Genomic DNA, 22,717 nt, shown 5'->3' with positions numbered 1-22,717 from the left:
TATATTTATAAAAAATGTTTATTTTCAAAATTAAAGGTATTTATAAATTGGCATACTAGCTTCTGAAATAATAACACTATTAGTATAATTTAAAGCTTCAAGCTCATCTCTAAGATTATCAGCAAATATCCTCATAGCTGGCCATTCGCTTTCAAAGTGCCCTGCATCAATAATTGCCATGCCCATTTCACTAAAGTCGCTGGTGTTATGATATTTGGTATCACCTGTTATTATTAAATCTGCTCCAAGTCTAAAAGCAGCCTCATAGTAGTCCTCACCGCTGCCGTTGACAACTGCTATCTTTCTAATTACCTTAGAGTCCTCTCCCACATATCTTAAACTACTAACTTTTAATTTATCTTTTACAATATTGCAGATCTCTATTAAAGTTAAGGGGGAAGGCAGTACTGCAAGTCTTCCTATACCGTCTTTTTCTGAAGAACTGTTTATCTTGTTTACTTCCATAATAGAATAGCCTTCAAAGCCTAAAAGTTTCATTAGCATATCATTTAAGCCATTATAAACTGAATCTAAATTAGTATGAGCTGAGTACAGTGCTATATCATTTCTTATAAGTTCCAAAATTTTCTTTCCAATAAGTGTTTCATCGGTAACCGACCTTGGTTTTATAAAAAGAAGTGGATGATGAGTTAATATAAAATTACAGTTTTTTTCTTTAGCTTCTTTTATTACCTTAAGTGTACAATCTAGAGCAACTAGTATGTTAGAAACCTCATTTTCAAGGCTTCCTACCATAAGCCCTACATTGTCATAGTCTTCTTTTAAATTTGCAGGTGCTAAATTTTCCATTAAGTTTCTTAAATCCTTCACTTTTAGCGGCATAAATCAAGCAGTCCCTTCAAGTCATTTATTTTATTTATAACTTCTGCTTTCCTAATTTGAGAATTCACACTGTTATCTATTAATCTATTATTAATTGAATTATATTTATCTAATTTATAATTGATAAAATCTTTAAGTAGGTAATGCCTTTTATCAACGAGTTTTTTACCTACTTCATAATAAATTGGCTCTACAATCTCCTTAGCTTTATCAAATTTCAATTTAATTATTTCATAAAATTTGTTATCCTCAAAAACAAGCTCTTCATCAATAATTGTAAATCCAATATTATATATATACTGCCTGAAAACTTCAGGGTTTTGTACAGGTTGTGCTATGCAGCAACTTAAGCTTTTAAATACTTCAATATCATTATTAATAATGTCTCTAATTAGATTTCCGCCCATACCGGCTATTACAGCTGTTTCTGCTTCATAGGGCTTTATAGTGTTAAGGCCTGCTCCTAAGCGGCATTGTATTTTCTCAGTCAAGCCTTCCTCAGTGATATTTTTTTCTGCCTTTTTTATGGGTCCTTCATTTATATCCGAGGCTACTGCTCTTTTGCATATTCCATTTTTTATAAGCCATATAGGAATATAGGCATGATCCGTACCTATATCAACTAAACACTCACATGGCTCCACCATAGATGCAATTTTTAAAAGTCTTAAGCTTAGTTCCATATTTTCTCCTATCGTCGAAACACTGAGTGGTTTAAAACGCTCATTCCCATTCGCAAACCACTCGCTAAAGTCCATTTAGGACTTTAGCCTCCTATTTTTATCTAAATGTAAGAAGTATTCTAATTTGAATGATTAAAAATGCTGCTGCTATTAGTAAAGAAATATACATATATTTCTTAGCAGATTTTTTATCATATTTTGCGTAGAAATGTGAGGCATAATACATGCAAAACAGTATAGCCATATTAAGTACACCATATATCATTTGATTGAAGGCAAATTGTTTGCCAGTTCCCTTATCTACAGGTAAAAATGAGGAATCAAAATTTAGAGGCATACTGCTTGGAAGCTTGTTTGTCAAATACAAAATAAAGGGATTTAAAGTTAAAACGAAAATAATAATACTTGAGAGTATTAGAGGAACCATAAAGCCTCTATCCTTATGGAGACTAATATGTTTTTCTTCATCACGAGTCCAATCACTTTCCACTTCATTATTTTTTTCTAATACAGCTTTAAAGTTTTTGAAATCCATTGGAGTAATAGCATAATTTTTTTCATTCACTTTTAAATATATAATATTCTTATTTGAAGTTACATACATATTTGTTGTCCCTATTTTTTTTATCACAGACTTTCCTAAAGCAAAGTTATTATTACTGATGCCGCTTAGTTTAACCCCATTAATATTGCCTTCTTCAACCTTATAGTAGTCAATTTCTTCGTAAGGTATTTTAATAGTCTTTATGAAATTAATAATATATATATTTTTCTCATCTGTTCCATATTTGAGTGTAGTATATTGAAGAATATAGTATAGTAGATAGGCTGTTATTACTACAAATGCAATTTTTAATAAGCTAAATAGAATATAAGTATTTACTAAGAATAAACCAGCAGTAAAAAATAATACATATATTAAGAGTAAGCCTAAAATATAATATATTCCTTTACCTTTACATGGTTTATAAATTTCCATATTATCACCCCATTCCTAATATTATACCATAATATATATAATATTTAAAATAAGTAAAGTTAATGTTAATTATTTTAATAGAAAAAACACCCTTATGAGGTGCTTAATCTAAGTAATCCTTTAATTTTTTACTTCTGCTTGGGTGTCTTAATTTTCTAAGTGCCTTTGCTTCAATTTGTCTAATTCTTTCTCTTGTTACATTAAATTCTTTTCCAACTTCCTCTAAGGTTCTAGCTCTTCCATCATCTAAGCCAAATCTTAGGCGAAGTACCTTTTCTTCTCTAGGTGTTAAGGTATCTAAAACATTGATTAACTGCTCTTTAAGCATTGTGAAGGCAGCAGCTTCTGCTGGTGCTGGTGCATCATCATCTGGGATAAAGTCACCAAGGTGGCTATCTTCTTCTTCACCGATTGGGGTTTCCAGCGATACTGGTTCTTGAGCTATTTTCATTATTTCTCTTACTTTATCCACAGGCATTTCCATTATCTTGGCAACTTCTTCTGGTACGGGTTCTCTGCCTAACTCCTGAAGTAATTGTCTTGATACTCTAATAAGCTTATTTATAGTTTCAACCATATGAACTGGTATTCTTATAGTTCTTGCTTGGTCTGCTATAGCTCTTGTTATCGCTTGTCTAATCCACCAAGTAGCATAGGTACTAAATTTAAAGCCCTTTCTATAATCGAATTTCTCTACAGCCTTTATAAGTCCCAGATTACCTTCTTGGATTAAATCTAAAAAGAGCATCCCTCTTCCAACGTATCTTTTTGCTATGCTTACAACTAATCTTAAATTTGCTTCAGCCAGTTTCTTCTTTGCAACCTGATCTCCAGCTTCAATTCTATTAGCTAAACTGATTTCTTCTTCTGGTGAAAGAAGTGGCACCTTACCTATTTCCTTTAAATACATTCTAACAGGGTCATCAATTGCTATACCTTCTGGAACTGACAAATCAAGTTCTTCTTCAGCTACTTCGGTTTCCTGCATATCTCCCATTATTTCAATTCCCATGGACTCAAGAACTTCATATATTTTCTCTATCTGTTCAGGGCTTAAATCGATCTCTTCAAGTTCATCCATTATTTCTTTATAAGTTAAAGTGCCGGATTTCTTGCCTTTATCAATAAGTTTCTTAACTAATTGCATCTTTGCACTCTTATCTTTCATTTTTTGCCTCCTTCCATACTTCTACAGCTTAGCTAGCTCCTTCTTTAAAGCCACTAATTCCTGTGCCAGCTTCAATGATTCCTTAATTTCCCCACTATTTTCAAATTGCTTGATTTTGCTTAACATATCTTTCTTCATTGCTTCAAGTTTAAATTTTTTTATTTCTTTAAAACAATCATCTATGAAATTTATATAATTAGTGTCTTCTAAATTGATTTGTAATTCTTCAAAGTTGACGTATTCTTTAGAAATTTCAGTATCAGTAAGCTTAAGCTGTATGAGTTTTTGCCTTTGCTTATAATCCTCATGAATGTTTTCTCTAATAAGTTTAAATAAACTCTTATGACTTTCAACAATAAAATCATTTTCAGTAAAGTTAAGTGTTATATAATTATATGCATCTTCGCTTTCATTCATAAGCTTTAAAATGCCTCTTTCTGCTTTCATATAAGCAGGTTCCAAATATAATTTTTGTCCAAAACTGTTATCTATATTCATAAAATCTGATTTTGCTGTGTTTTTTTGAATTTCTTCACTTATAAGGTCAATTATTGCCTGTTCTTTTACACCAGTATCCTCGGAAATTTTCTTTATATAGATATCCTTTTCTAATGAATTTAGTTCATTGATTATTATTGCTACCTCTTTTATAAAACTAGTCAGCATTTCAGGCTTATTAAAGTCTATGCCCTCACCAGCTCTTTTTATTCTGTATTCAACAAGAGGAAGTGCATTATCAATTAATTTCAAAAATGCTTCTTTACCATTTGCTCGAATAAATTCATCTGGATCTTTTCCCATAGGAACTGTGAGCACCCCTATTTCAAAACCCTCATTTCTTAAAATCTCAAGTCCCCTTAAAGTTGCTGTCTGGCCTGCCAGGTCTGCATCATAGGATATGATAATTTTATCTGCATATCTTTTTAAGAGCTTAGCCTGATTCACTGTAAGAGCTGTACCTAATGAAGCTACAACATTTGTAATTCCATATTGATGAAGTGAAATACAATCCATATAGCCTTCCACAATTACAATTACTCTATCTTTGAGATCTTTAATTGCAAAATTCAAGCCATATAAATTTGTACCTTTTTTAAACAGTTCAGTTTCTGGCGAGTTTAAGTATTTTGGTTTAGAATCGTCTAATACCCTGCCTCCAAATCCAATGACTTTACCTTTCACATCAAACACTGGAAATATTACTCTATTCCTAAACCTATCATAAAGTTTATTTTTATCATTTTTAATAATTAACCCAGCATTTAACATATCTAATTCTGTATAGCCTTTAGACTTTAGATAATTTAATAGTTCATTCCAACTATCGGTTGCATATCCTATACCAAACCTTGTAAGAGTTTTATCTAAAATCCCTCTTCCCGTAAAATAATTATGGGCCTTAGTATTTTTACGCAGCCACCCATAAAAGTATCTTGCGGCATCAACATTAATTTTATAAAGTTTTGCGTTAACCTCTCTTCTCTTAATGGATTTTGGGGTTTCAGCTTCAAGTTCAATATTAGCCTTATCAGCCAAAAATTTAACAGCCTCATGAAAATCCAAATTTTTAGTTTTCATAATAAAGGATATTACGTTACCTCCTTCACCGCAGCCAAAACATTTATAAATTTGTTTGTCCGGTGTAACTGTAAAAGATGGCGTCTTTTCATGATGAAAAGGGCATAGACCTGTGTAATATCTTCCAGCTCTCTTAAGCCTTACAGTTTCTGATATTATATCCACAATATCATTGCTATCCTTTATTTTTTGGATGATTTCATCAGTAATGTTCAAGGAAACCCTCCTAACCAAAATATTTTCCATAACAAATATAATAATATTCGACAAAAACAACTAAATTCCTTCTAAAAAAACAAATAAATTTATAATTGCTTATCGTCACTTATAATATTCTTTATAAATTAAAAAAATCCTTCCTTCTTTGACAAATATTATTTTACCCAATATATAGCAATAATTATTCCTGTTATTTTAATAAAATTGCTTATCATGCGGTGTAAAAATACTTATGACTAATAATTCTATACTCATTATAAAATTCCTTTTTTCATAAGTATGTATAATATAAAAACTTTTTTAATATCATATAATGTGATTGCTATTAAGGAGTGTTATTATGCTAGGTGAGGCTGAAGCATATAAAATAGATCTTTTATCTGAAGAAAATGTTAAAGAGAATGTACTGCCCCATTATGGTATGGAGGATTATGAAATAACCCAAATCAAATTCAAAGATACAGACAAGCAGAGGGCAGTTTATAAGGTTTCAAATGAAAATGAGTGCTATTGCTTGAAAAAAATTTACTTTAGTACAGAAGACCTTCTCTTTGTATACTCTGCTATAGAATGGCTTTTTAGACATGGGATTAAAGTGCCGAGAATATTACCTACTACCTCCAAGGATAGATTCGTAAATTATAAGAATATGTTATTCATTCTAACCCCATGGATTGAGGGAGAAAAATGCAGCTATGACAACATAGAAAATGTACTTAGTGCCAGTACAAATCTAGCAAAAATTCATCTTTCTACAAGAAACTTCAAACCAATTAGCGGAAGCACTCCAAGAATTGGCTATGAAAATCTATATGCCTCAGTTACAAAACATTTTCAACAATTACTTCTTTGTTCGAATCAAGCCTTTATTTATGGTGATAAATTTTCTAAAACCTTTCTGCAGTACTTTGATAGCAATATACTCTTAAGTCAAACCGCGGTGGATGTTGCTGCTACAATTAATAATGAAAACTTAAGAAGCTCCTTATGTCACCTAGATTATGTTAATAAAAATATAATTTTTGATACTAGTGGAGATATATGGACCATAGACTTCGATAAATGTAAAATGGATTATAGTGTACACGATATTTCCTATTTCTTAAGAAGGCTTTTAAAAAGAGATAGTACAAAATGGGATCTTGAATTAACAATTAATTGCTTAAAATTGTACGAAAGGCTAAATCCCTTATGTTTTGATGAATATAAGGCAATTCTTGTTTACCTTGCTTTTCCTCAAAAGTTTTGGAAAATTTCAAGAGATTATTATAATAACATAAATAAGTGTAATAAGACCTCATTTGTCTCTGTACTTACAAAAGCTTGCAGTAAGTCCGAGGCACAATTAGAATTTTCAAAAGGGTTTATGAATTATATTGAAAATAAGTTCAAGAAAAACATACTTAAATAATAGTAAAAAAATCACCAGAAAAAATCTGGTGATTTTTATATAGATAAACAACTCCAACTAAAATTTATACTGTATAAATTAAGTTTTCATATTGTTTATCAACTATTACTTTCTTGGATTCTTAATTTGAGCTTGTGCAGCAGCAAGTCTAGCTACTGGAACTCTAAATGGTGAACAGGATACATAGTTTAATCCAACATTATGACAGAATTCAACTGAAGATGGATCTCCACCATGTTCTCCACATATTCCAAGCTTAATGTCTGGTCTTGTAGCTTTTCCAAGCTCAGCAGCCATTTTAACAAGCTTACCTACACCTGTTTGATCTAATTTTGCAAATGGATCAAATTCGTAGATCTTCTTTTCATAATAGTGCTTTAAGAAGTTACCAGCATCGTCTCTTGAGAAACCAAATGTCATTTGTGTTAAGTCATTTGTTCCAAAGGAGAAGAATTCTGCTTCTTTAGCAATTTCGTCTGCAGTTAATGCAGCTCTAGGTATTTCTATCATTGTACCTACTTTGTACTCTAATTTAACACCTGATTTAGCTATTATTTCATCAGCTATTCTAACAACTATGTCTTTAACATATTTTAATTCCTTAACTTCTCCAACAAGTGGAATCATTATTTCAGGAACTATGTCATAGCCTTTTCTATTTTTAACATCTAGTGCAGCTTCTATAACTGCTCTTGTTTGCATTTCAGCTATTTCTGGGTAAGAAACTGCAAGTCTGCATCCTCTGTGTCCCATCATTGGGTTGAATTCATGTAAGGATTCAACTGTAGCTTTTAACTCTTCAAAAGTTAAGCCCATTTCCTTAGCTAATGCCTTTATATCTTCATCTTCATGAGGAAGGAATTCATGTAGTGGTGGATCTAGGAATCTTATAGTAACTGGTCTAAATTCCATTGCTTCATAAAGACCTACAAAGTCTTCTCTCTGCATTGGTAGTAATTTATCTAAAGCTTTTCTTCTTTGTTCTTCAGTCTTAGCTACTATCATTTCTCTAACTGCAGCTATTCTGTCTTCAGCAAAGAACATGTGCTCAGTTCTGCAAAGGCCAATACCTTCTGCTCCAAACTTAACTGCTTGCTGTGCATCTCTTGGAGTATCTGCATTAGTTCTAACCTTTAGGCTTCTTGTTTCATCTGCCCAACCCATGAAAGTTCCAAAGTATCCACTGATTTCAGGTTCAACTGTCTTTATAGCTTCACCATATACATTACCAGTGCTTCCTTCTATTGATAAATAGTCTTTATCAGTTAATTTTAAACCGGCAACTTCTATAGTTCTTTCTTCTTCATTAACTTTAATATCTCCGCAGCCAGCTACGCAGCATGTTCCCATACCTCTAGCTACAACAGCTGCATGTGAAGTCATACCGCCTCTTACAGTAAGTATTCCTTCTGAAGCTATCATTCCTTCGATATCTTCTGGAGAAGTTTCAAGTCTAACTAGAACTACCTTTTCTCCTTTTTCATGACGCTCTTTAGCTTCTTCAGCTGTAAAGCAAATCTTACCACAAGCAGCTCCTGGTGAAGCTGGAAGTCCTTTTGCTATTATCTTAGCACTCTTTAATGCAGCAGCATCAAAAGCAGGGTGTAATAGTGAATCAAGCTGCTTAGGATCAACCTTTAATAGTGCTTCTGCTTTTGTACACATTCCTTCTTCAACTAGATCAACAGCTATCTTTAATGCAGCTTGAGCTGTTCTCTTACCATTTCTAGTTTGCAAAAAGTAAAGCTTTCCTTCTTCTATTGTGAATTCCATATCCTGCATATCTTTGTAGTGATTTTCAAGAGTATGAACTATATCCATAAATTGTTTGTAAACTTCTGGATTTCTCTTTTCAAGTGTTGATATATCTTCTGGAGTTCTTATACCAGCAACAACGTCTTCACCTTGAGCATTCATTAAGTATTCAGCATAAATTCTCTTTTCACCAGTAGATGGGTTTCTTGAGAATGCAACTCCAGTACCTGAAGTTTCTCCCTTGTTACCAAATACCATTGATTGAACATTAACTGCAGTTCCCCAGTTTGATGGGATATCATTTAATCTTCTGTATACATTAGCTCTTGGGTTATCCCAGGATCTAAATACTGCTGTTACAGATTCTATTAATTGAACTTTAGGATCTGCTGGGAATTCTTCTCCCTTAGCTTCTTTATAGAAAGCCTTAAATCTCTTAACAACTTCCTTTAAATCAGCTGCATTTAGTTCTGTGTCAAGCTTAACACCCTTAGCTTCTTTAACTTCGTCTAATATATTTTCGAAGTTTCTCTTTTCAATTTCCATAACAACGTCAGCAAACATTTGTATAAATCTTCTGTATGAATCATATGCAAATCTTTCGTTTCCTGTAAGTTTTGACATAGCTTCAACAGTTTCATCGTTTAAACCAAGATTTAAAATTGTGTCCATCATTCCTGGCATTGAAGCTCTTGCTCCTGATCTAACGGAAACAAGTAGTGGGTTTTCAACACTTCCAAATTTCTTGCCAGTTATTTTTTCTAGACTTGTCATATATTCATAAATTTGAGAGATAATTTCTTCAGAAATTACCTTACCGTCTTCATAATACTTATTACAAGCCTCAGTTGTAACAGTAAATCCTTGTGGTACTGGGATTCCTAGATTTGTCATTTCAGCTAGGTTTGCTCCCTTTCCACCAAGGAGTTCTCTCATTGATCCATTACCTTCGCTAAAAAGGTAAACATACTTTTTACTTTGCATGTATGTAACACTCCTTTAAATAAATTATTTATACTAACGGGTTAAAAAGTGTCCCGGTTAGGTCAAAAATTAATTGTTTTCTCCAAGTTTAACAAATAGTCTTGTGATATTTGTTTTTGATACTTTACCAACTATTTTAAAGTTTTCCTTTGAATTTTCGAAAACCCTTTCTATAACTGGCAAGCTATCTACCTCATGTTCCATGATCCTCTGTGCTGCTAGATATACAGCGTCTTCCTTTTCTACAAACACTATGTTAGGCATCCTTGTCATAATTACTCCAACAGGAACCTTGTGCATATCAGTTCCACCCATTGCAATTTTAAGAAAGTCCTTTCTTGAAACTGCACCAACTAAGTAACCGTTGTTTTGTATAAATAAGGTACCAACATCATTTAAAAAGAGATGCACAATAGCATCATATACAAGAGTATTTTCATTGACTATTACAGGTTCAGACATAACGTCTATAACCTTTATGTTTCTTATGTAGTCATAAATTAAACTATAGGTAGGTTTCTTGGAGTAAATATAACCTACTTTTGGTCTTGCCTCGAGTATTCCAGTCATAGTTAATATAGCTAAGTCAGGTCTAAGGGCTGCTCTAGTAACTTTTAGTTTTTGAGCTAAAGCTTCACTAGTAATAGGTCCATTTTGTTTAACTAATTTAATAATTTCTTCTTGTCTAATAGAAAGCTTAATTTGATTCACCCTCTTTCCTCAATTACAATGTTACAACGTTATTATAGCATGTAAATGAAATAAATTATACATGCTTTAAATATTTTACCTAAGTTTTAACACAATTTCAATAAAAATTTATTAAATATATAAATTAACTCTAGCCAGCAGCAATTAGCTGCTGGCTAGAGAATTATAACTACTTGGAATTATTTTCATTTTCGTCAAATTTTACAGTGTACGTGTATACGGTTTCTGAATCTTTTTTTGCATTATCCTGCTTCTTGCTTGCAAACTTTTCTTTTACATCAGATGCAGCATCAGATACCTTATCTTTTACATCACTAACTTTTTCCTTAACCTCATTTGCCATATCATTTACTTTTTCTTTTACGTCCTGCATTGTAGTCTTAATTGCCTTATTTATTATCTCAACCGAACCATCTTTTTTTGTTATTTCAATGGTTATGTTGGTAACAACAGCACCTATTACTCCAATTGCAATTAATGGTGCCCAAATAGCGTAGGCAACTATTCCAACAGCTATTCCAGCGTTAATTGGCATATCAACAAGTACTTTTTCCTCTTTTTTAATTCTAATTCTTGTAACATTCCCTTTGTTAATTAAATCCTTAATCCATGTTAAGAATTCGTCTTTAGTAGTATACAAATTATCCATAGTAGATTTTTTATTGTTTTCCATATAAATAATAGCATCTACAACATTACCCTCAGAAGCTTCAAGCGCTTCTTTTGCCTCACCATAAGTTGCTCCAGTTCTTTCTCTTACTACATCAATTTTTTCTAGTGTAATTTCACTCATTTTTTTCAACTCCTCTAAAAATATTTAACATTTCTAAACTGTGTGGTTTCTTACCAAAGTTATAATAAATGGCATTTATAAGTAAGTTATGTAACTCTTCTATAACTTCTTTAGCTAAATTAAGCTTATATATATTTGCGAGTGGTGTCTTAACTAAATATCTTAATGCATTAAATGAGGCGAAGCTAATTTTTATTCCCTGATGCCTTTCACACTTAGTACAGATACCACCTAAATACTGTATATTAAAAGAATTTGATGAGGTTATTTTATCACCACAATATACGCACTTATCTAGATTAAAATAATAACCTGATTCAATTATTAACTTTATTTCAAAAGCACTAATTAATAATTTAAAATCAACTGCATTATTTTGAAGTAAATAAAATGCACTAATAAATTCCTTAAAAAGCTCCCTGTTACTTTCTTCTTCAACAAGGGCAATATCTATGAGCTCACATAAATAAGAAGCATAAGTTAAGCTTTCAAAGTCGTTTAAAAGTGATTGAAAGGAATTTGATATTTCCCCTTCATTTATACTATACATGCTTTTTCCACGGAATAAAACAAATTCTCCAAAGCAAAAGGGTAAACTAAGGGGCAGCAGTTTGCTTTTTGATTTTCTAGCTCCTCGAGCCACTGCAGAAACTTTTCCAAGCTTTTCTGTAAAGAGCCAAAGAAGCTTATCTGATTCTTTTAAATCCATGGATTTAATTACAATAGCTTTTGTTTTAAAAATTGACAGAAAACCATCTCCTATATTATATTATACCCTTAATATAAAAAATAAAGCGAAATCTTTGTTTTTATATTTTTTTATATCCCAACTCCTTTAACATAGAAGAATTGTCTCTCCATTCTTTCTTAACCTTTACCCAAAGCTTAAGATATACTTTGGTACCTAATATCTTCTCTAAATCCTGCCTTGCATAGGTGGATATTTTTTTAAGCATCTCTCCACCTTTTCCTATAATTATCCCTTTATGAGAATCTTTTTCGCATAATATAGTTGCTTCAATATTATAGATATCCTTTTCATCTTTTTTCATTGTAATTACTTCAATTGCTATTCCATGGGGAACCTCTTGAGATAATAGTCTTAAAGCCTTTTCTCTTATTGTTTCTGCCACAATAAATCTTTCTTGTTGATCTGTAATCATATCATCAGGATAGTATTTAGGTCCTTCTGGTAAATAATCTTCCATTATTTTAAGTAGTGTGTCAACATTTTTACCTTTTACTGCGGATATAGGAATAACTTCAGTAAAGTTAAAATGCTCTGAATAATTTTTTATAGTCTGAGCTATTCTATCATCACTATTTTCATCTATTTTATTAACAATCAGAAAAACAGGAATATCTAAGTTTTTCAGTTCTTCAAGAATAAGCTGGTCTCCTTTGCCAATTTCAATCTCAGGAGTTGTTAAAAATAATATCTCGTCAACTTCCTTAAAGGTATCCTTTGCCATTTTAACCATATATTCACCAAGCTTATGCCTTGGTTTATGAATCCCTGGTGTATCTACAAACACCATTTGAAAATTTTCTTTAGTTAATATTGTTTGTATATTATTTCTAGTTGTTTGGGGTTTACTTGAAACTATTGATAACTTTTCACCCATTATATAATTAAGTAGAGTTGATTTACCAACGTTAGGTCTTCCGATTACTGTTACAAAGCCTGATTTAAACATTACCACAATGCACTCCTTTTAAAAACTTTATTTCTACTTATCTAAGTCCTTTTTTGTAAAGGCCCCTGGCAGAACTTCTTCTAAAGTTTTTGTTATATAATCATTTTCATTTTTAGCTAGTATTACTGTGCTTTCAGCATCTGCAAATTCACTAATTACCTGCCTGCAAATCCCGCAGGGATAGGTATATGCTTTTATATCTCCCACAATTGCAATGGCTTTGATTTTATTATGACCTTCAGAAACTGCTTTAAAAATGGCAGTTCTTTCAGCACAATTTGTTGCTCCAAATGAAGCATTTTCAATATTACAACCACTATATATTTTATCATCCTCAGTTAGAATTGCAGCACCAACTTTAAAGTTAGAATAAGGAACGTAGGCGTTCTCTCTAGCTTTTATGGCATTTCTAATTAATTCTTTAATATCCATTAACCTAAACCCTCCAGTTAAATTTGAAAATTATTCTAAAACTTGTATATAAATTATAGCACTAATTGCTATTAATACAATAATAAATACACTTTTAACCAAAGATCTTAAAAAGCAATATTGTTAGTAGTGTTCCAAAAATTGCTCCTGCAAATACTTCTAAAATAGAATGGATGTGAGAATCCACTCTACTTTGAGCAACAATAAATGCTAATATATAACTAAAAAGTATTGCTAAAGATTCTTTTGATAAGAGAGCTATAGTTGTGGCTAAAGCAAAGGCAATTGCACTATGGCCGCTTGGCATACCTCCTCTTAATGGAGTCCCTTCTCCAAAAATGGCCTTTACCACAACAGTGCATATTGAAACAATCAGCAAAATAATAAATATGGTATAAGGATCAGACTGCTTAATTTTCTTAATTATAATAGGTCCTGCAAAGCTTATCCTATCCCAAAATAAAATATAACCTACAACAACAGCGTTGATGGCGCTTATTAAAACAGCCCCAGCTGCAGTGTTTTTCGCAACTTTAGCCAAGGGATGATAATAGTTAGCAGTTAAGTCAATTGCGCATTCTATTGCTGTATTAAACATTTCAGCAACTATTACCATAGTAATAGTAATTGCAAGTACTAAAAATTCTACTTTTGTTAAATTATAAAAAAAACAAGCAGTTAAGACTAATAAGGCCACAATCATATGAATCCTCATATTTCTTTGAGTTCTAACTGCGTGTATTATTCCATTTATTGCATAGTTAAAGCTGTCTAAAAGCTTTCTCATCTTCATAAGAAATCCCCTTTATTATATACGGCTGTAAGTTATTATATATCCCTTTTAATATTAAACTTTCCTAAAATTTCTTCTTCCCTTATTCTCATTTTAAGTTTATCATCCTCTTCAATATGATCATAACCTAGGAGATGAAGAAGAGAATGTATAGTTAGATAGCAAACTTCCCTTATAAATGAATGTCCAAATTCTTCGCTTTGCTTTTTTGCCTTTTCAAGAGATAGTGCAATATCCCCTAAAACAAGTCTATCTTCATCGTAGCAGTCATCAGTAAAGTGGTAATCTATGTATAAATCCTTAAAAACCTTTTTAGGAGTATACTCAAGCATTGGAAAAGATAGTACATCCGTTTCTCTATCTATATTTCTAAACTCTAAATTTAGTTCCCTTATAGCAGTATTATCAACAAAAATAACACTTACTTCGTATTCAATGTTAACTCCCTCTTCTTTTAAGGTATAGTCTATTATTTCTTTTAAAATTTCTTCTTCTTCTTTTTTAATTATAATATTACTTTGTCTGTTATCTATTAGAATCATTAAAGTACTCCTTTTAAATTTTATCCTGAGTTTTGTGGGCCCACTTGTCTTCGGGATACTCAACTCTTTTGTGGTAGATTCCATTTAGGCTATTTACAAAAGTTTTCTTAATCTTAGTTATATCCTTTAAGGTAAGATCACATTCATCAAGCTGACCTTCTGATAAAATATTTTTAACAATATTATTTACCATAGCTTCAATCTTATCCTGGTTTGGTTCATTTATTGAGCGTACAGCAGCTTCAATACTATCAGCAAGCATAACAATGCCTGCTTCCTTACTTTGAGGAATTGGTCCTGAATATCTAAAGTCCTCCTCAACTATTTCATCAGGGCTATCACTATTATTTTTCGCTGTTACATAAAAATATTTTACTAAGGAGGTTCCGTGATGCTGAAGAATAATATCTTGAATTATTTGGGGCAATTTATAATCTTTAGCAAGCTCTATTCCATCCTTTACATGTGAAATAATTATAAGAGCACTTAAATTTGGAGTTATCTTATCATGTGGATTCTCAATTGCCATTTGATTTTCTTTAAAAAAGTAAGGTCTCTTGATTTTACCCACATCATGGTAATAAGCTGAAACTCTTGCTAGAGCTGGATTACCTCCAACCTCTTCACATGCAAGTTCAGCTAAGTTTGCTACTAAAATACTATGATGATAGGTTCCAGGAGCTTCCATCAATAGCTTCTTTAAAAGATGATTATTAGGATTTGATAATTCAAGCAGCTTAATAGTTGTAACAATATCAAAGAAACTTTCAAAAAATGGGAGTAACCCGATAGTTAAGATTCCAGATAAACCACTTCCAATAGCAGAATATCCAGCTTGAGTTAAAACATCTTTGGAATTATTGCTTAATAAAAAACCTATTGAAAAGGTTGCTATTATATTGATTATGGAGATATACAAAGAGGAATACACAATATCATTTCTTTGATACTGTTTATTAATAATCAATGCTCCTGCAAAGGTATTTACAATTGCAAGCAAGGTAATTTCTATATTGAAATTAGTGGCAGCGCTTATAAATATTACGTTGATTATATTAATAGTAAGAGAAATCCTGTTATTTATTAAAAGACTTATAATTAAAGGAGCAAAAGCTAAAGGTATTAAAAAGGGGGATGCAATAGTTAAGCTTTTAGTAAGAAGTAAGGAAATAACTGTGATTAAGTTTATTAGAGTCAATTTTTTTATATCCTTATAAATATCTCTATGATACTTATATATGTAAAAATGCTCCATAAAAAGCAGCAGGATTATTATAATTCCTAAACTAGTATAGATATACCATTCAGATTTATTATTGCTATTTAATAATCCAAGGCTCTGCAAAAGCTCATATTTTTCCTTAGTTACCTGCTCTCCTTCCATAACAATAATCTGATCCTTTTGAATAATTACCGGAGCAGTCTTATTTATTGCCTCATTTTTCATTTCTTCTGTTTTACTTTTATCATAAAAGGAGTTTGGCTTAACCAATTTTATTCCTATGTTGGTACCTAAGTCTCTTGTAGCCTTAGGAAAATTTGAACTGTTGAATTTAAGCTGCACCATATCCTGTGCCCTTTTAAGGTTTTCGTTGTTTAATTCAGCACTTACATCCGGGTTATACTGTATGCTGAAGTTATAAACATCTGTAAGTGTACTTAAAAGAAAGCTTTCAAGATTTGAAAGCCCTTCCTTATCCATTTTTACTAATGTCCCAAAGTCTTCCTCAGATAACAAGGCATTGGATATACTTGATAATTGCGTAATTTTATCCTTATCTGGAAGATTTACATCTTTTAATTGTATTGCTTTAGAAAATAAGGTGGATACCATATTAAGAGCAGTATCTTTAACCCCTGTATCTATACTATATTGTGCTGGAATTAGATTTACGGCCTCATCTTTCTTAGCTTTGGTACTAAATTCATCAACTGTGGTTCTTTGAGCCTTTATGCTAAATTTAGCAATGCTGCCTTCCTGAATGTCATAAGTTTTAGTAATTAGGGATGTTATTAAAAGTATATAAATTATAATAAACGTAACAACATATATTAAAACATTCTTTAGCTTATTTCTCTGCACAAAACCCTTAAAATTAAACGTGCCCATGTTACCCCACCTTTTGTTATTAAAACTATACTTACTTAAGCTTTTCAGGTAATGCAATATTTTCTTCTGCAGTAATTAACACCCTAACCTTGTAGTTGTCTCCATTAACTTCCGAAATAACCTTTTTGTCCAAAACCTTTACAGACTTATCAAAGCTTTCTGTAAGTTTTGCATAGAGCTGCGCTGCTGCAGTGTCAATTATTTCATTAGGCTCTAATATATATTTTGTTTCTACGGTTTCATAAAATGTTTCACTTTTGATTATATTGCTTTTTTCTACTATTTTATCATAGGTTTTGAATTTATTTAAACTATTTTTAAAATAAATTCTCTTACCGAAGATTTCTATATAATAATTCTCAATTTTATTTCCTGTCCTTACCTTCTTTACTCCCTTAAAGGCTACCTCTTTTGAAGCATCATAAAAGGTTTTGGCATAAACTTCTCCTTTGGCATGAACATTATATACGTTTCCTTCTTTTCCTTGTTCACCTTTTACTAGGAGCTGTCCGCTTCGCACCATTTCATTAGGCTTTACAATGGAGGTTCCAGCAGAAGTAAATACCCTTATAATCTGACCATCTTTTTTGGCTACTAAATTACAGGGAATATTATCTTCTATAGTGCTTGGTGGTGGTATTTTTTCATAAGCACTTACAAGAAGTCTTGAACCTTCTATTGAAGTTTTTAAATACATTATATTATTATTATTTTTTATCATTTTGTCTTCTAATTCATAAACATTAAAACTGCTTTTTCTTATTCCTGGCACAATTCCAAAGGCAGTTAATTGCTGTCTTATTTCATAAGGAGTTAAGTTATCTTCTGTTTTAATATCAATTTTCCATATAAATCCTGAAAGATAGTATATAAGACCTGCAAAGATAAAAATCCCGCAAAATAGTGCAATTCTTCTTTTTAATTTAAGAATAAAAAAAGAAATTCCCTTGTTTTCAAGAATTCTAATATTAGTATTAGTCTTTAAGGCGGCTTCTTTCACCTTGTTAAAATCCTTAAGGTTAATGTCCAAAATAATAGTAGTTATACTTATTTTATGTATATTCTTAATATGGACACCACTTCTCCAAAGAAAATTAACAAACTTTTCCGGTTTATGAGACTCTGCTTCAACTGTTACTCTACCTCTTTTAATTCTTGAATGTTCAAACATTATTTTCATACATCATTGACTTAAATTTTCCACTTATAGTCAATGTGCTTCCCCCCATAAACAATATTTTGAAGCTGTTCCCGTAAATAGTTATTAAACCGGCATTTGAATTAATTTTCATTTTCTCTTCATCAAAAATTACTACTCCCTTATGATTTTCTATAGTAATCTCATTATCTCCAATTATAGTTATCTTAGGGATGTCTAAAACAACGTCTCTCGGAAAATCTAATTTTTCAGCTATAATTTCTTTAGTCTTTATGATTTTACTTTCCATACCTTCACCTCAAGATAATTCTTTCTTACTAAATTTATGAAAAATAAAATTAATAAATGACTGCTTTAAAAAATACAATGCAAAAGTTCTAATTCATTAGTTATGTCCTAAAAATCCTTGAAGATTGGATATTTTATGAAATAGCTAATGTAAGAACTTTATTGCATTGTATATAAATAAATAAAAGGTTCAGTAAACTGAACCTTTTATAATCATTATTATTTATTTAAATGTTCTTTTACAAGTTGACTTACAAGCTTACCGTCGGCTCTTCCTTTTACTTTAGGAGTCAACACTTGCATAACTTTACCCATATCCTTTATGCTATTTGCACCTACTTCAACAGCTGCATCTTGAACCATAACTAATATTTCTTCTTCTGTTAACTGCTGAGGAAGGTAATTAAGCAAGATTTCGATTTCATTATTTGTTTGATCAACCAAATCTTGTCTTTTCCCTTTTTCGAACTCAAGTACAGCCTCTCGTCTCTGTTTTACTTCTCTTGCAATAACTCCAATAATTTCCTCATCACCGAGAGTTACGGCATCAGTTTTTTCAACCTGTAATACAGCGGCTCTTGCCATACTAATAGTATCAGCTCTAAATTTATCTTTAGCTTTTAAAGCTTGCTTCCAATCATCTTGCAGTCTTTCCTTAAGAGACATAATTGTACCTTCTTTCAGGAATTCTATTTAAACTTTCTCTTTCTTGCAGCCTCAGATTTCTTCTTTCTTTTAACGCTTGGTTTTTCATAATGTTCTCTCTTTCTAACTTCAGAAAGAACCCCAGCTCTAGCGCATTTTCTCTTAAATCTTCTTAACGCACTATCCAATGTTTCGTTTTCTCCAACTCTTATTTCTGACATATCTTATCCCTCCCTCCGCTAGCACAAAATAACTTTTAAATTTAAATGCAGCGCCTAATGGGTTTAATAGCACATTTTTTATTATACAATATTTAATTGTTAACTGTCAACAATTTCATTGTAATAAACTACCCATTTCCTTAACCTGGAGGCCAGGTTAAACTTCTTCCACCTAGAAGGTGAAAATGCAGGTGTAAAACGGATTGACCAGCGTCCATTCCACAGTTTGTCACCACTCTATAACCGCTTTCATTTATCTTTAAATCAGCAGCTATTTCCTTTGCCACATTATAAATATGACCTATTAATTCATTATCAGTATATTCCAAATCATTGATACTGTTTATATGCTTTTTAGGTATAATAATAATATGTACGGGAGCTTCAGGATTTATGTCTTTGAAGGCTAAAACCTTCTCATCTTCAAAGACTTTTTCACTGGGAATCTTACCAGCTATTATACTGCAAAATATACAATTATCCATAAAAATCACCTCCTTTATATTAAGGCATTTAAAATAGACTTCCTTTATAAAAAAAGCATTAAATTAAGCTTCCTTTTACATGGTCATTACATACTTCCTGGAATTGTGTTTCTAGAATTAAGCCCTCGATATTGGCTTTACTTTCAGCTATTATCTTTATATAATTTGGAGAATAGCCTTCAAATTTTTCACTGTCATTATTATAGCATTGTTCATAAAGCACTTTCATTTTTCTTCCTATAAATTTACTCATGAATTCAGTTTCTAATTCAATATTTAAAGAAATTAAGGTACTGCTTCTTTCCTCTTTTACACTTCCATCAACTTGATTTGGCATGGCCGCAGCCTTTGTTCCTTTTCTTGGACTAAATTTAAATATATGCATCTTAGATAATTTTATTTCTTTCAAAAAATTATAGGTTTCTTCAAACTCTGTATTTGTTTCACCTGGAAAGCCAACAATAATATCTGTTGTAATAGATACATCTGATATTTTTTCTCTAAGCTTATTTACTACCTTCCTATAGTCCTGTGAAGTATAATGTCTATTCATCCTTTGCAGAGTGACATCACAGCCACTTTGAAGCGACAGATGAAAATGAGGGCATAATTTTTTAAGTTTAACTATTCTTTCAATAACTTCATCAGTAAAGAAGGTTGGATCTATAGATCCAATTCTAATTCTCTCTATGTCAGGTACCTCATTTACCTTTTCTAATAGGTCTACCAAAGTAAAGTTTTCAGTAAAATCTGCGCCATAGGAGGCTGTATGTATGCCAGATAAAATTACTTCTTTAAAGCCATGCTCCGAAAGTTCTATCACTTCTTCTATAACCTTTTTAGGTGGCTTGCTGCACACAGCACCTCTTGCAAATGGAATTAGGCAGTAAGAGCAGAACCTGTTGCAGCCATCTTGAATTTTAATAAAGGCCCTGGTTCTGTTTTGATATTCTTCTATATTAAGATCCTCAAAATCCTTATTTTTAAGTACATCATTAACTTCAACAAGCTGTTTGTTTTCCGCCCGAACTCTGTTTACCCAATAAATAATATCCCCCTTATTCCTTGTACCAAGGACAATATCTACACCTTCAATTTTAGATACCTCATCAGGAGCAATTTGAGAATAACAGCCAACCACAGCAATAATTGCATTTTCATTATGCCTTCTTGCCCTGCTTATCATCTGTCTTGACTTCTTATCCCCCATATTTGTTACTGTACAGGTATTTATAACATATACATCTGAAAAGTTGTCAAAATCAACAACCTCATAGCCTTCTTTTAAAAATTTTTCTGTCATGGCTTCAGACTCATATTGATTCACTCTGCAGCCCAAAGTCGAAAATGCTACCTTCATTAAATTAAATCTCCTTCATTCCCGCCCATATCCGAAAGCTCATACATTACTTGAGACACACAAACAAAACCAGCGGTTTCTGTCCTTAATATTCTTGGCCCTAAGGTAATAATATGGGCTCCTAAATTCTTTAAGGACTCTATTTCAGAATTCTCAAAGCCGCCTTCAGGTCCAATAATTATTGCAGCGTTTTTTATGTTTTTTCTATCTTTAAAATTAATATTTTTAAGACCTATATTTTCTTCATTTTCATAGGGCACTAATATTAAGTCCATAAGCTTTAACTCCATAAGTAAATCCTTAAATTCAATAGGAGTATTTATCTTTGGTATTAGGCTTCTCTTACTTTGTTTTGAGGCTTCTAAGGCTATTCTATTCCACCTGTCTACCTTCCTAAATTCACCAAGCTCATTTTTAACTACTACTCTCTCTGTAATTACAGGGGTGATTTCCTTAATGCCAAGCTCCGTGTTTTTTTGAACTATAAGATCCATTTTGCTGGACTTTGGCAGACCCTGAAATAAGTATACATTTAATGGACTTTCATTGTTTATTTGAAGTTTATCTAAAAGCCTAACTTCTACTCTAGACTTTGTAATTTCAGATATTTCACCTAAATACTCTGTACCTTCACAGTCATTTATGCTTATTTTATCTAAAGTATTTAGTCTAAGCACCTTATATATGTGTTTAACGTCTTCCCCTTCAATAATTGCCCTATTATTAGAAATACTTTGCTTTTGCACAAAAAATTTATTCATATATTACTTACTCCCTGCGGCTTGATTAAATGCCTTATATACTTGCCAGCTATAATTAAAACTATAGACTTGCTATAATACACACCCATTCTCCAAGTTCATTAATTTCATGAATTTTAAAACCTACTTCTGTTAATTTCTTTGCCACATCATCTTTTCTATCTTTTATTATTCCTGAGCTAATAAAATAACCATTTGGTTTTAAAAACTTTTTAACGTCCTCACACAAAAACATTATTACCTCAGCAATTATATTTGCAACCACAATATCAGCTTTACCTTCAACTACTTCCATTAAGTTTCCATGAATTATTTCTATATTATCTATTTTATTAAAAGAAGTATTTTGTTTTGCAGAATCAACAGCTACAGGATCTAAGTCAACTCCAATAACTTTCTTAGCACCAAGCTTCGCAGCTGTAATAGCAAGTATTCCTGAGCCTGTGCCAATATCAAATACAGTACTTTCCTTTTGCACCTTCTTTTCAAGTGCTTCTATACACATTCTAGTAGTTTCATGAGTTCCTGTTCCAAAGGCCATACCAGGATCCATTTCAACTATTATTTCCTCGCCCTTAGTCTCATAAGCTTCCCAAATTGGCTTAATAACTATTTTATCACCAATTTTAGTTGGTTTATAATACTTCTTCCAATTATTAGCCCAATCTTCTTCATAAACTGCGTTTACCATTACCTGGCCCTTACCAATATCTATCCCTAATTCCTTTATGTAAACTAATTTTTCTTCAATATAGCTTTTAATCTCTTCTATGTTGTCCTCAACAGCAAAATACCCTTTTATTACTGCCGCATCACTTCCATATTCAAATATATTTATATCTGCAAAGTCCCAGCTTAAAGGCCCCTGTTCTCTTTCTAATATGTCCCTTGGGTCCTCTATTGCTACTCCCTTAACATCTAGAGTATAAAATATTCCACTTACAGCTTCTAAAGCTTCACTGCTGGTTACAATTTTAACCTCAATCCATTTTCCTTCCATTGTTTCAATCCTTCCTTAGCTTAAAATTAGTAATGCTTAGTATTTATTATACCAAATCCTCCAATATAGTAAACTTATAAGTATAAAAAACTTCGTTCTT

At 31.7% G+C, this 22,717-nt stretch carries 23 protein-coding genes; 1 reads left to right on the top strand and 22 read right to left on the bottom strand.

Going from position 1 to position 22,717, the window contains the following annotated elements; genetic code table 11:
• Nucleotides 1-30: 30 nt before the first annotated feature.
• The 5 genes from ACJDUH_RS07030 to dnaG form a co-directional block, all read right to left on the bottom strand.
• Entirely contained in the window at nucleotides 31-843 is an 813-nt protein-coding gene (locus tag ACJDUH_RS07030) for a Nif3-like dinuclear metal center hexameric protein (protein ID WP_406764441.1), read from the bottom strand.
• Nucleotides 834-1,526 (bottom strand): tRNA (adenine(22)-N(1))-methyltransferase, encoded by a 693-nt coding sequence (locus ACJDUH_RS07025; protein ID WP_406765025.1) that lies wholly within the window; start codon nucleotides 1,524-1,526, stop codon nucleotides 834-836. Before ACJDUH_RS07025 ends, ACJDUH_RS07030 begins: the two co-directional genes overlap by 10 nt.
• A 97-nt stretch (nucleotides 1,527-1,623) precedes the next feature.
• Entirely contained in the window at nucleotides 1,624-2,505 is an 882-nt protein-coding gene (locus ACJDUH_RS07020) for a PH domain-containing protein (protein WP_406764440.1), read from the bottom strand.
• Between the two features lie 103 nt (nucleotides 2,506-2,608).
• A complete protein-coding gene (gene rpoD / locus ACJDUH_RS07015) occupies nucleotides 2,609-3,673 on the bottom strand; it encodes an RNA polymerase sigma factor RpoD (protein WP_406764439.1) in 1,065 nt (354 codons plus the stop codon).
• A gap of 21 nt (nucleotides 3,674-3,694) precedes the next feature.
• Nucleotides 3,695-5,497 carry a DNA primase gene (dnaG, locus tag ACJDUH_RS07010; RefSeq protein WP_406764438.1) on the bottom strand — a complete coding sequence of 601 codons (1,803 nt, stop codon included), beginning with the start codon at nucleotides 5,495-5,497 and terminating at the stop codon, nucleotides 3,695-3,697.
• Between the two features lie 313 nt (nucleotides 5,498-5,810).
• Here dnaG and ACJDUH_RS07005 point away from each other — a divergent pair, with 313 nt between their 5' ends.
• A complete protein-coding gene (locus ACJDUH_RS07005) occupies nucleotides 5,811-6,881 on the top strand; it encodes a CotS family spore coat protein (protein ID WP_406764437.1) in 1,071 nt (356 codons plus the stop codon).
• Nucleotides 6,882-6,986: 105 nt separating this feature from the next.
• Here ACJDUH_RS07005 and ppdK read toward each other — a convergent pair whose 3' ends face one another.
• The 17 genes from ppdK to prmA form a co-directional block, all read right to left on the bottom strand.
• Nucleotides 6,987-9,620, bottom strand: coding sequence for a pyruvate, phosphate dikinase (gene ppdK / locus ACJDUH_RS07000; protein WP_406764436.1), 2,634 nt, complete (start codon nucleotides 9,618-9,620; stop codon nucleotides 6,987-6,989).
• Between the two features lie 69 nt (nucleotides 9,621-9,689).
• A complete protein-coding gene (gene ccpN / locus ACJDUH_RS06995; protein WP_406764435.1) occupies nucleotides 9,690-10,331 on the bottom strand; it encodes a transcriptional regulator CcpN in 642 nt (213 codons plus the stop codon).
• Nucleotides 10,332-10,500: 169 nt separating this feature from the next.
• Nucleotides 10,501-11,124, bottom strand: coding sequence for a DUF4342 domain-containing protein (locus ACJDUH_RS06990; RefSeq protein ID WP_406764434.1), 624 nt, complete (start codon nucleotides 11,122-11,124; stop codon nucleotides 10,501-10,503).
• Nucleotides 11,117-11,887 carry a DNA repair protein RecO gene (recO, locus tag ACJDUH_RS06985; protein WP_406765024.1) on the bottom strand — a complete coding sequence of 257 codons (771 nt, stop codon included), beginning with the start codon at nucleotides 11,885-11,887 and terminating at the stop codon, nucleotides 11,117-11,119. Before recO ends, ACJDUH_RS06990 begins: the two co-directional genes overlap by 8 nt.
• Before the next feature lie 46 nt (nucleotides 11,888-11,933).
• Entirely contained in the window at nucleotides 11,934-12,821 is an 888-nt protein-coding gene (era, locus tag ACJDUH_RS06980) for a GTPase Era (protein ID WP_406765023.1), read from the bottom strand.
• A 33-nt stretch (nucleotides 12,822-12,854) separates the two neighbouring features.
• Nucleotides 12,855-13,253: a cytidine deaminase gene (locus ACJDUH_RS06975; RefSeq protein WP_406764433.1), complete on the bottom strand. Its 399-nt coding sequence runs from the start codon at nucleotides 13,251-13,253 to the stop codon at nucleotides 12,855-12,857.
• Between the two features lie 94 nt (nucleotides 13,254-13,347).
• On the bottom strand, nucleotides 13,348-14,046 hold the full coding sequence (locus ACJDUH_RS06970; RefSeq protein ID WP_406764432.1) for a diacylglycerol kinase: 699 nt from the start codon (nucleotides 14,044-14,046) through the stop codon (nucleotides 13,348-13,350).
• Between the two features lie 35 nt (nucleotides 14,047-14,081).
• The gene (gene ybeY / locus ACJDUH_RS06965; protein WP_406764431.1) at nucleotides 14,082-14,588 is read right to left on the bottom strand and encodes an rRNA maturation RNase YbeY; all 507 of its coding nucleotides are present in this window, start codon (nucleotides 14,586-14,588) and stop codon (nucleotides 14,082-14,084) included.
• Between the two features lie 13 nt (nucleotides 14,589-14,601).
• On the bottom strand, nucleotides 14,602-16,698 hold the full coding sequence (locus ACJDUH_RS06960) for an HD family phosphohydrolase (RefSeq protein WP_406764430.1): 2,097 nt from the start codon (nucleotides 16,696-16,698) through the stop codon (nucleotides 14,602-14,604).
• 31 nt (nucleotides 16,699-16,729) lie between these two features.
• Nucleotides 16,730-17,878: a sporulation protein YqfD gene (gene yqfD, locus ACJDUH_RS06955; protein WP_406764429.1), complete on the bottom strand. Its 1,149-nt coding sequence runs from the start codon at nucleotides 17,876-17,878 to the stop codon at nucleotides 16,730-16,732.
• Nucleotides 17,862-18,146 (bottom strand): sporulation protein YqfC, encoded by a 285-nt coding sequence (yqfC, locus tag ACJDUH_RS06950; protein ID WP_406764428.1) that lies wholly within the window; start codon nucleotides 18,144-18,146, stop codon nucleotides 17,862-17,864. Before yqfC ends, yqfD begins: the two co-directional genes overlap by 17 nt.
• Nucleotides 18,147-18,364: 218 nt before the next feature.
• On the bottom strand, nucleotides 18,365-18,811 hold the full coding sequence (locus ACJDUH_RS06945; protein ID WP_406764427.1) for a GatB/YqeY domain-containing protein: 447 nt from the start codon (nucleotides 18,809-18,811) through the stop codon (nucleotides 18,365-18,367).
• Nucleotides 18,812-18,834: 23 nt separating this feature from the next.
• The gene (gene rpsU, locus ACJDUH_RS06940; protein ID WP_252131274.1) at nucleotides 18,835-19,011 is read right to left on the bottom strand and encodes a 30S ribosomal protein S21; all 177 of its coding nucleotides are present in this window, start codon (nucleotides 19,009-19,011) and stop codon (nucleotides 18,835-18,837) included.
• 140 nt (nucleotides 19,012-19,151) lie between these two features.
• Nucleotides 19,152-19,496, bottom strand: coding sequence for a histidine triad nucleotide-binding protein (locus ACJDUH_RS06935; RefSeq protein ID WP_406764426.1), 345 nt, complete (start codon nucleotides 19,494-19,496; stop codon nucleotides 19,152-19,154).
• A 58-nt stretch (nucleotides 19,497-19,554) separates the two neighbouring features.
• The gene (gene mtaB, locus ACJDUH_RS06930; protein ID WP_406764425.1) at nucleotides 19,555-20,856 is read right to left on the bottom strand and encodes a tRNA (N(6)-L-threonylcarbamoyladenosine(37)-C(2))-methylthiotransferase MtaB; all 1,302 of its coding nucleotides are present in this window, start codon (nucleotides 20,854-20,856) and stop codon (nucleotides 19,555-19,557) included.
• A complete protein-coding gene (locus tag ACJDUH_RS06925) occupies nucleotides 20,856-21,617 on the bottom strand; it encodes a 16S rRNA (uracil(1498)-N(3))-methyltransferase (protein ID WP_406764424.1) in 762 nt (253 codons plus the stop codon). Before ACJDUH_RS06925 ends, mtaB begins: the two co-directional genes overlap by 1 nt.
• A gap of 61 nt (nucleotides 21,618-21,678) precedes the next feature.
• Complete coding sequence (gene prmA, locus ACJDUH_RS06920) at nucleotides 21,679-22,617, bottom strand: 50S ribosomal protein L11 methyltransferase (protein ID WP_406764423.1); 939 nt, start codon at nucleotides 22,615-22,617, stop codon at nucleotides 21,679-21,681.
• Nucleotides 22,618-22,717 lie beyond the last annotated feature (100 nt).

The sequence above is a fragment of the Candidatus Clostridium radicumherbarum genome (assembly GCF_045310525.1).
In the GTDB taxonomy this organism is placed as follows: domain Bacteria; phylum Bacillota; class Clostridia; order Clostridiales; family Clostridiaceae; genus Clostridium_AT; species Clostridium_AT radicumherbarum.
Note: the sequence above shows the minus strand (reverse complement) of the source record. Positions and strands in the feature narration are given on the sequence as shown.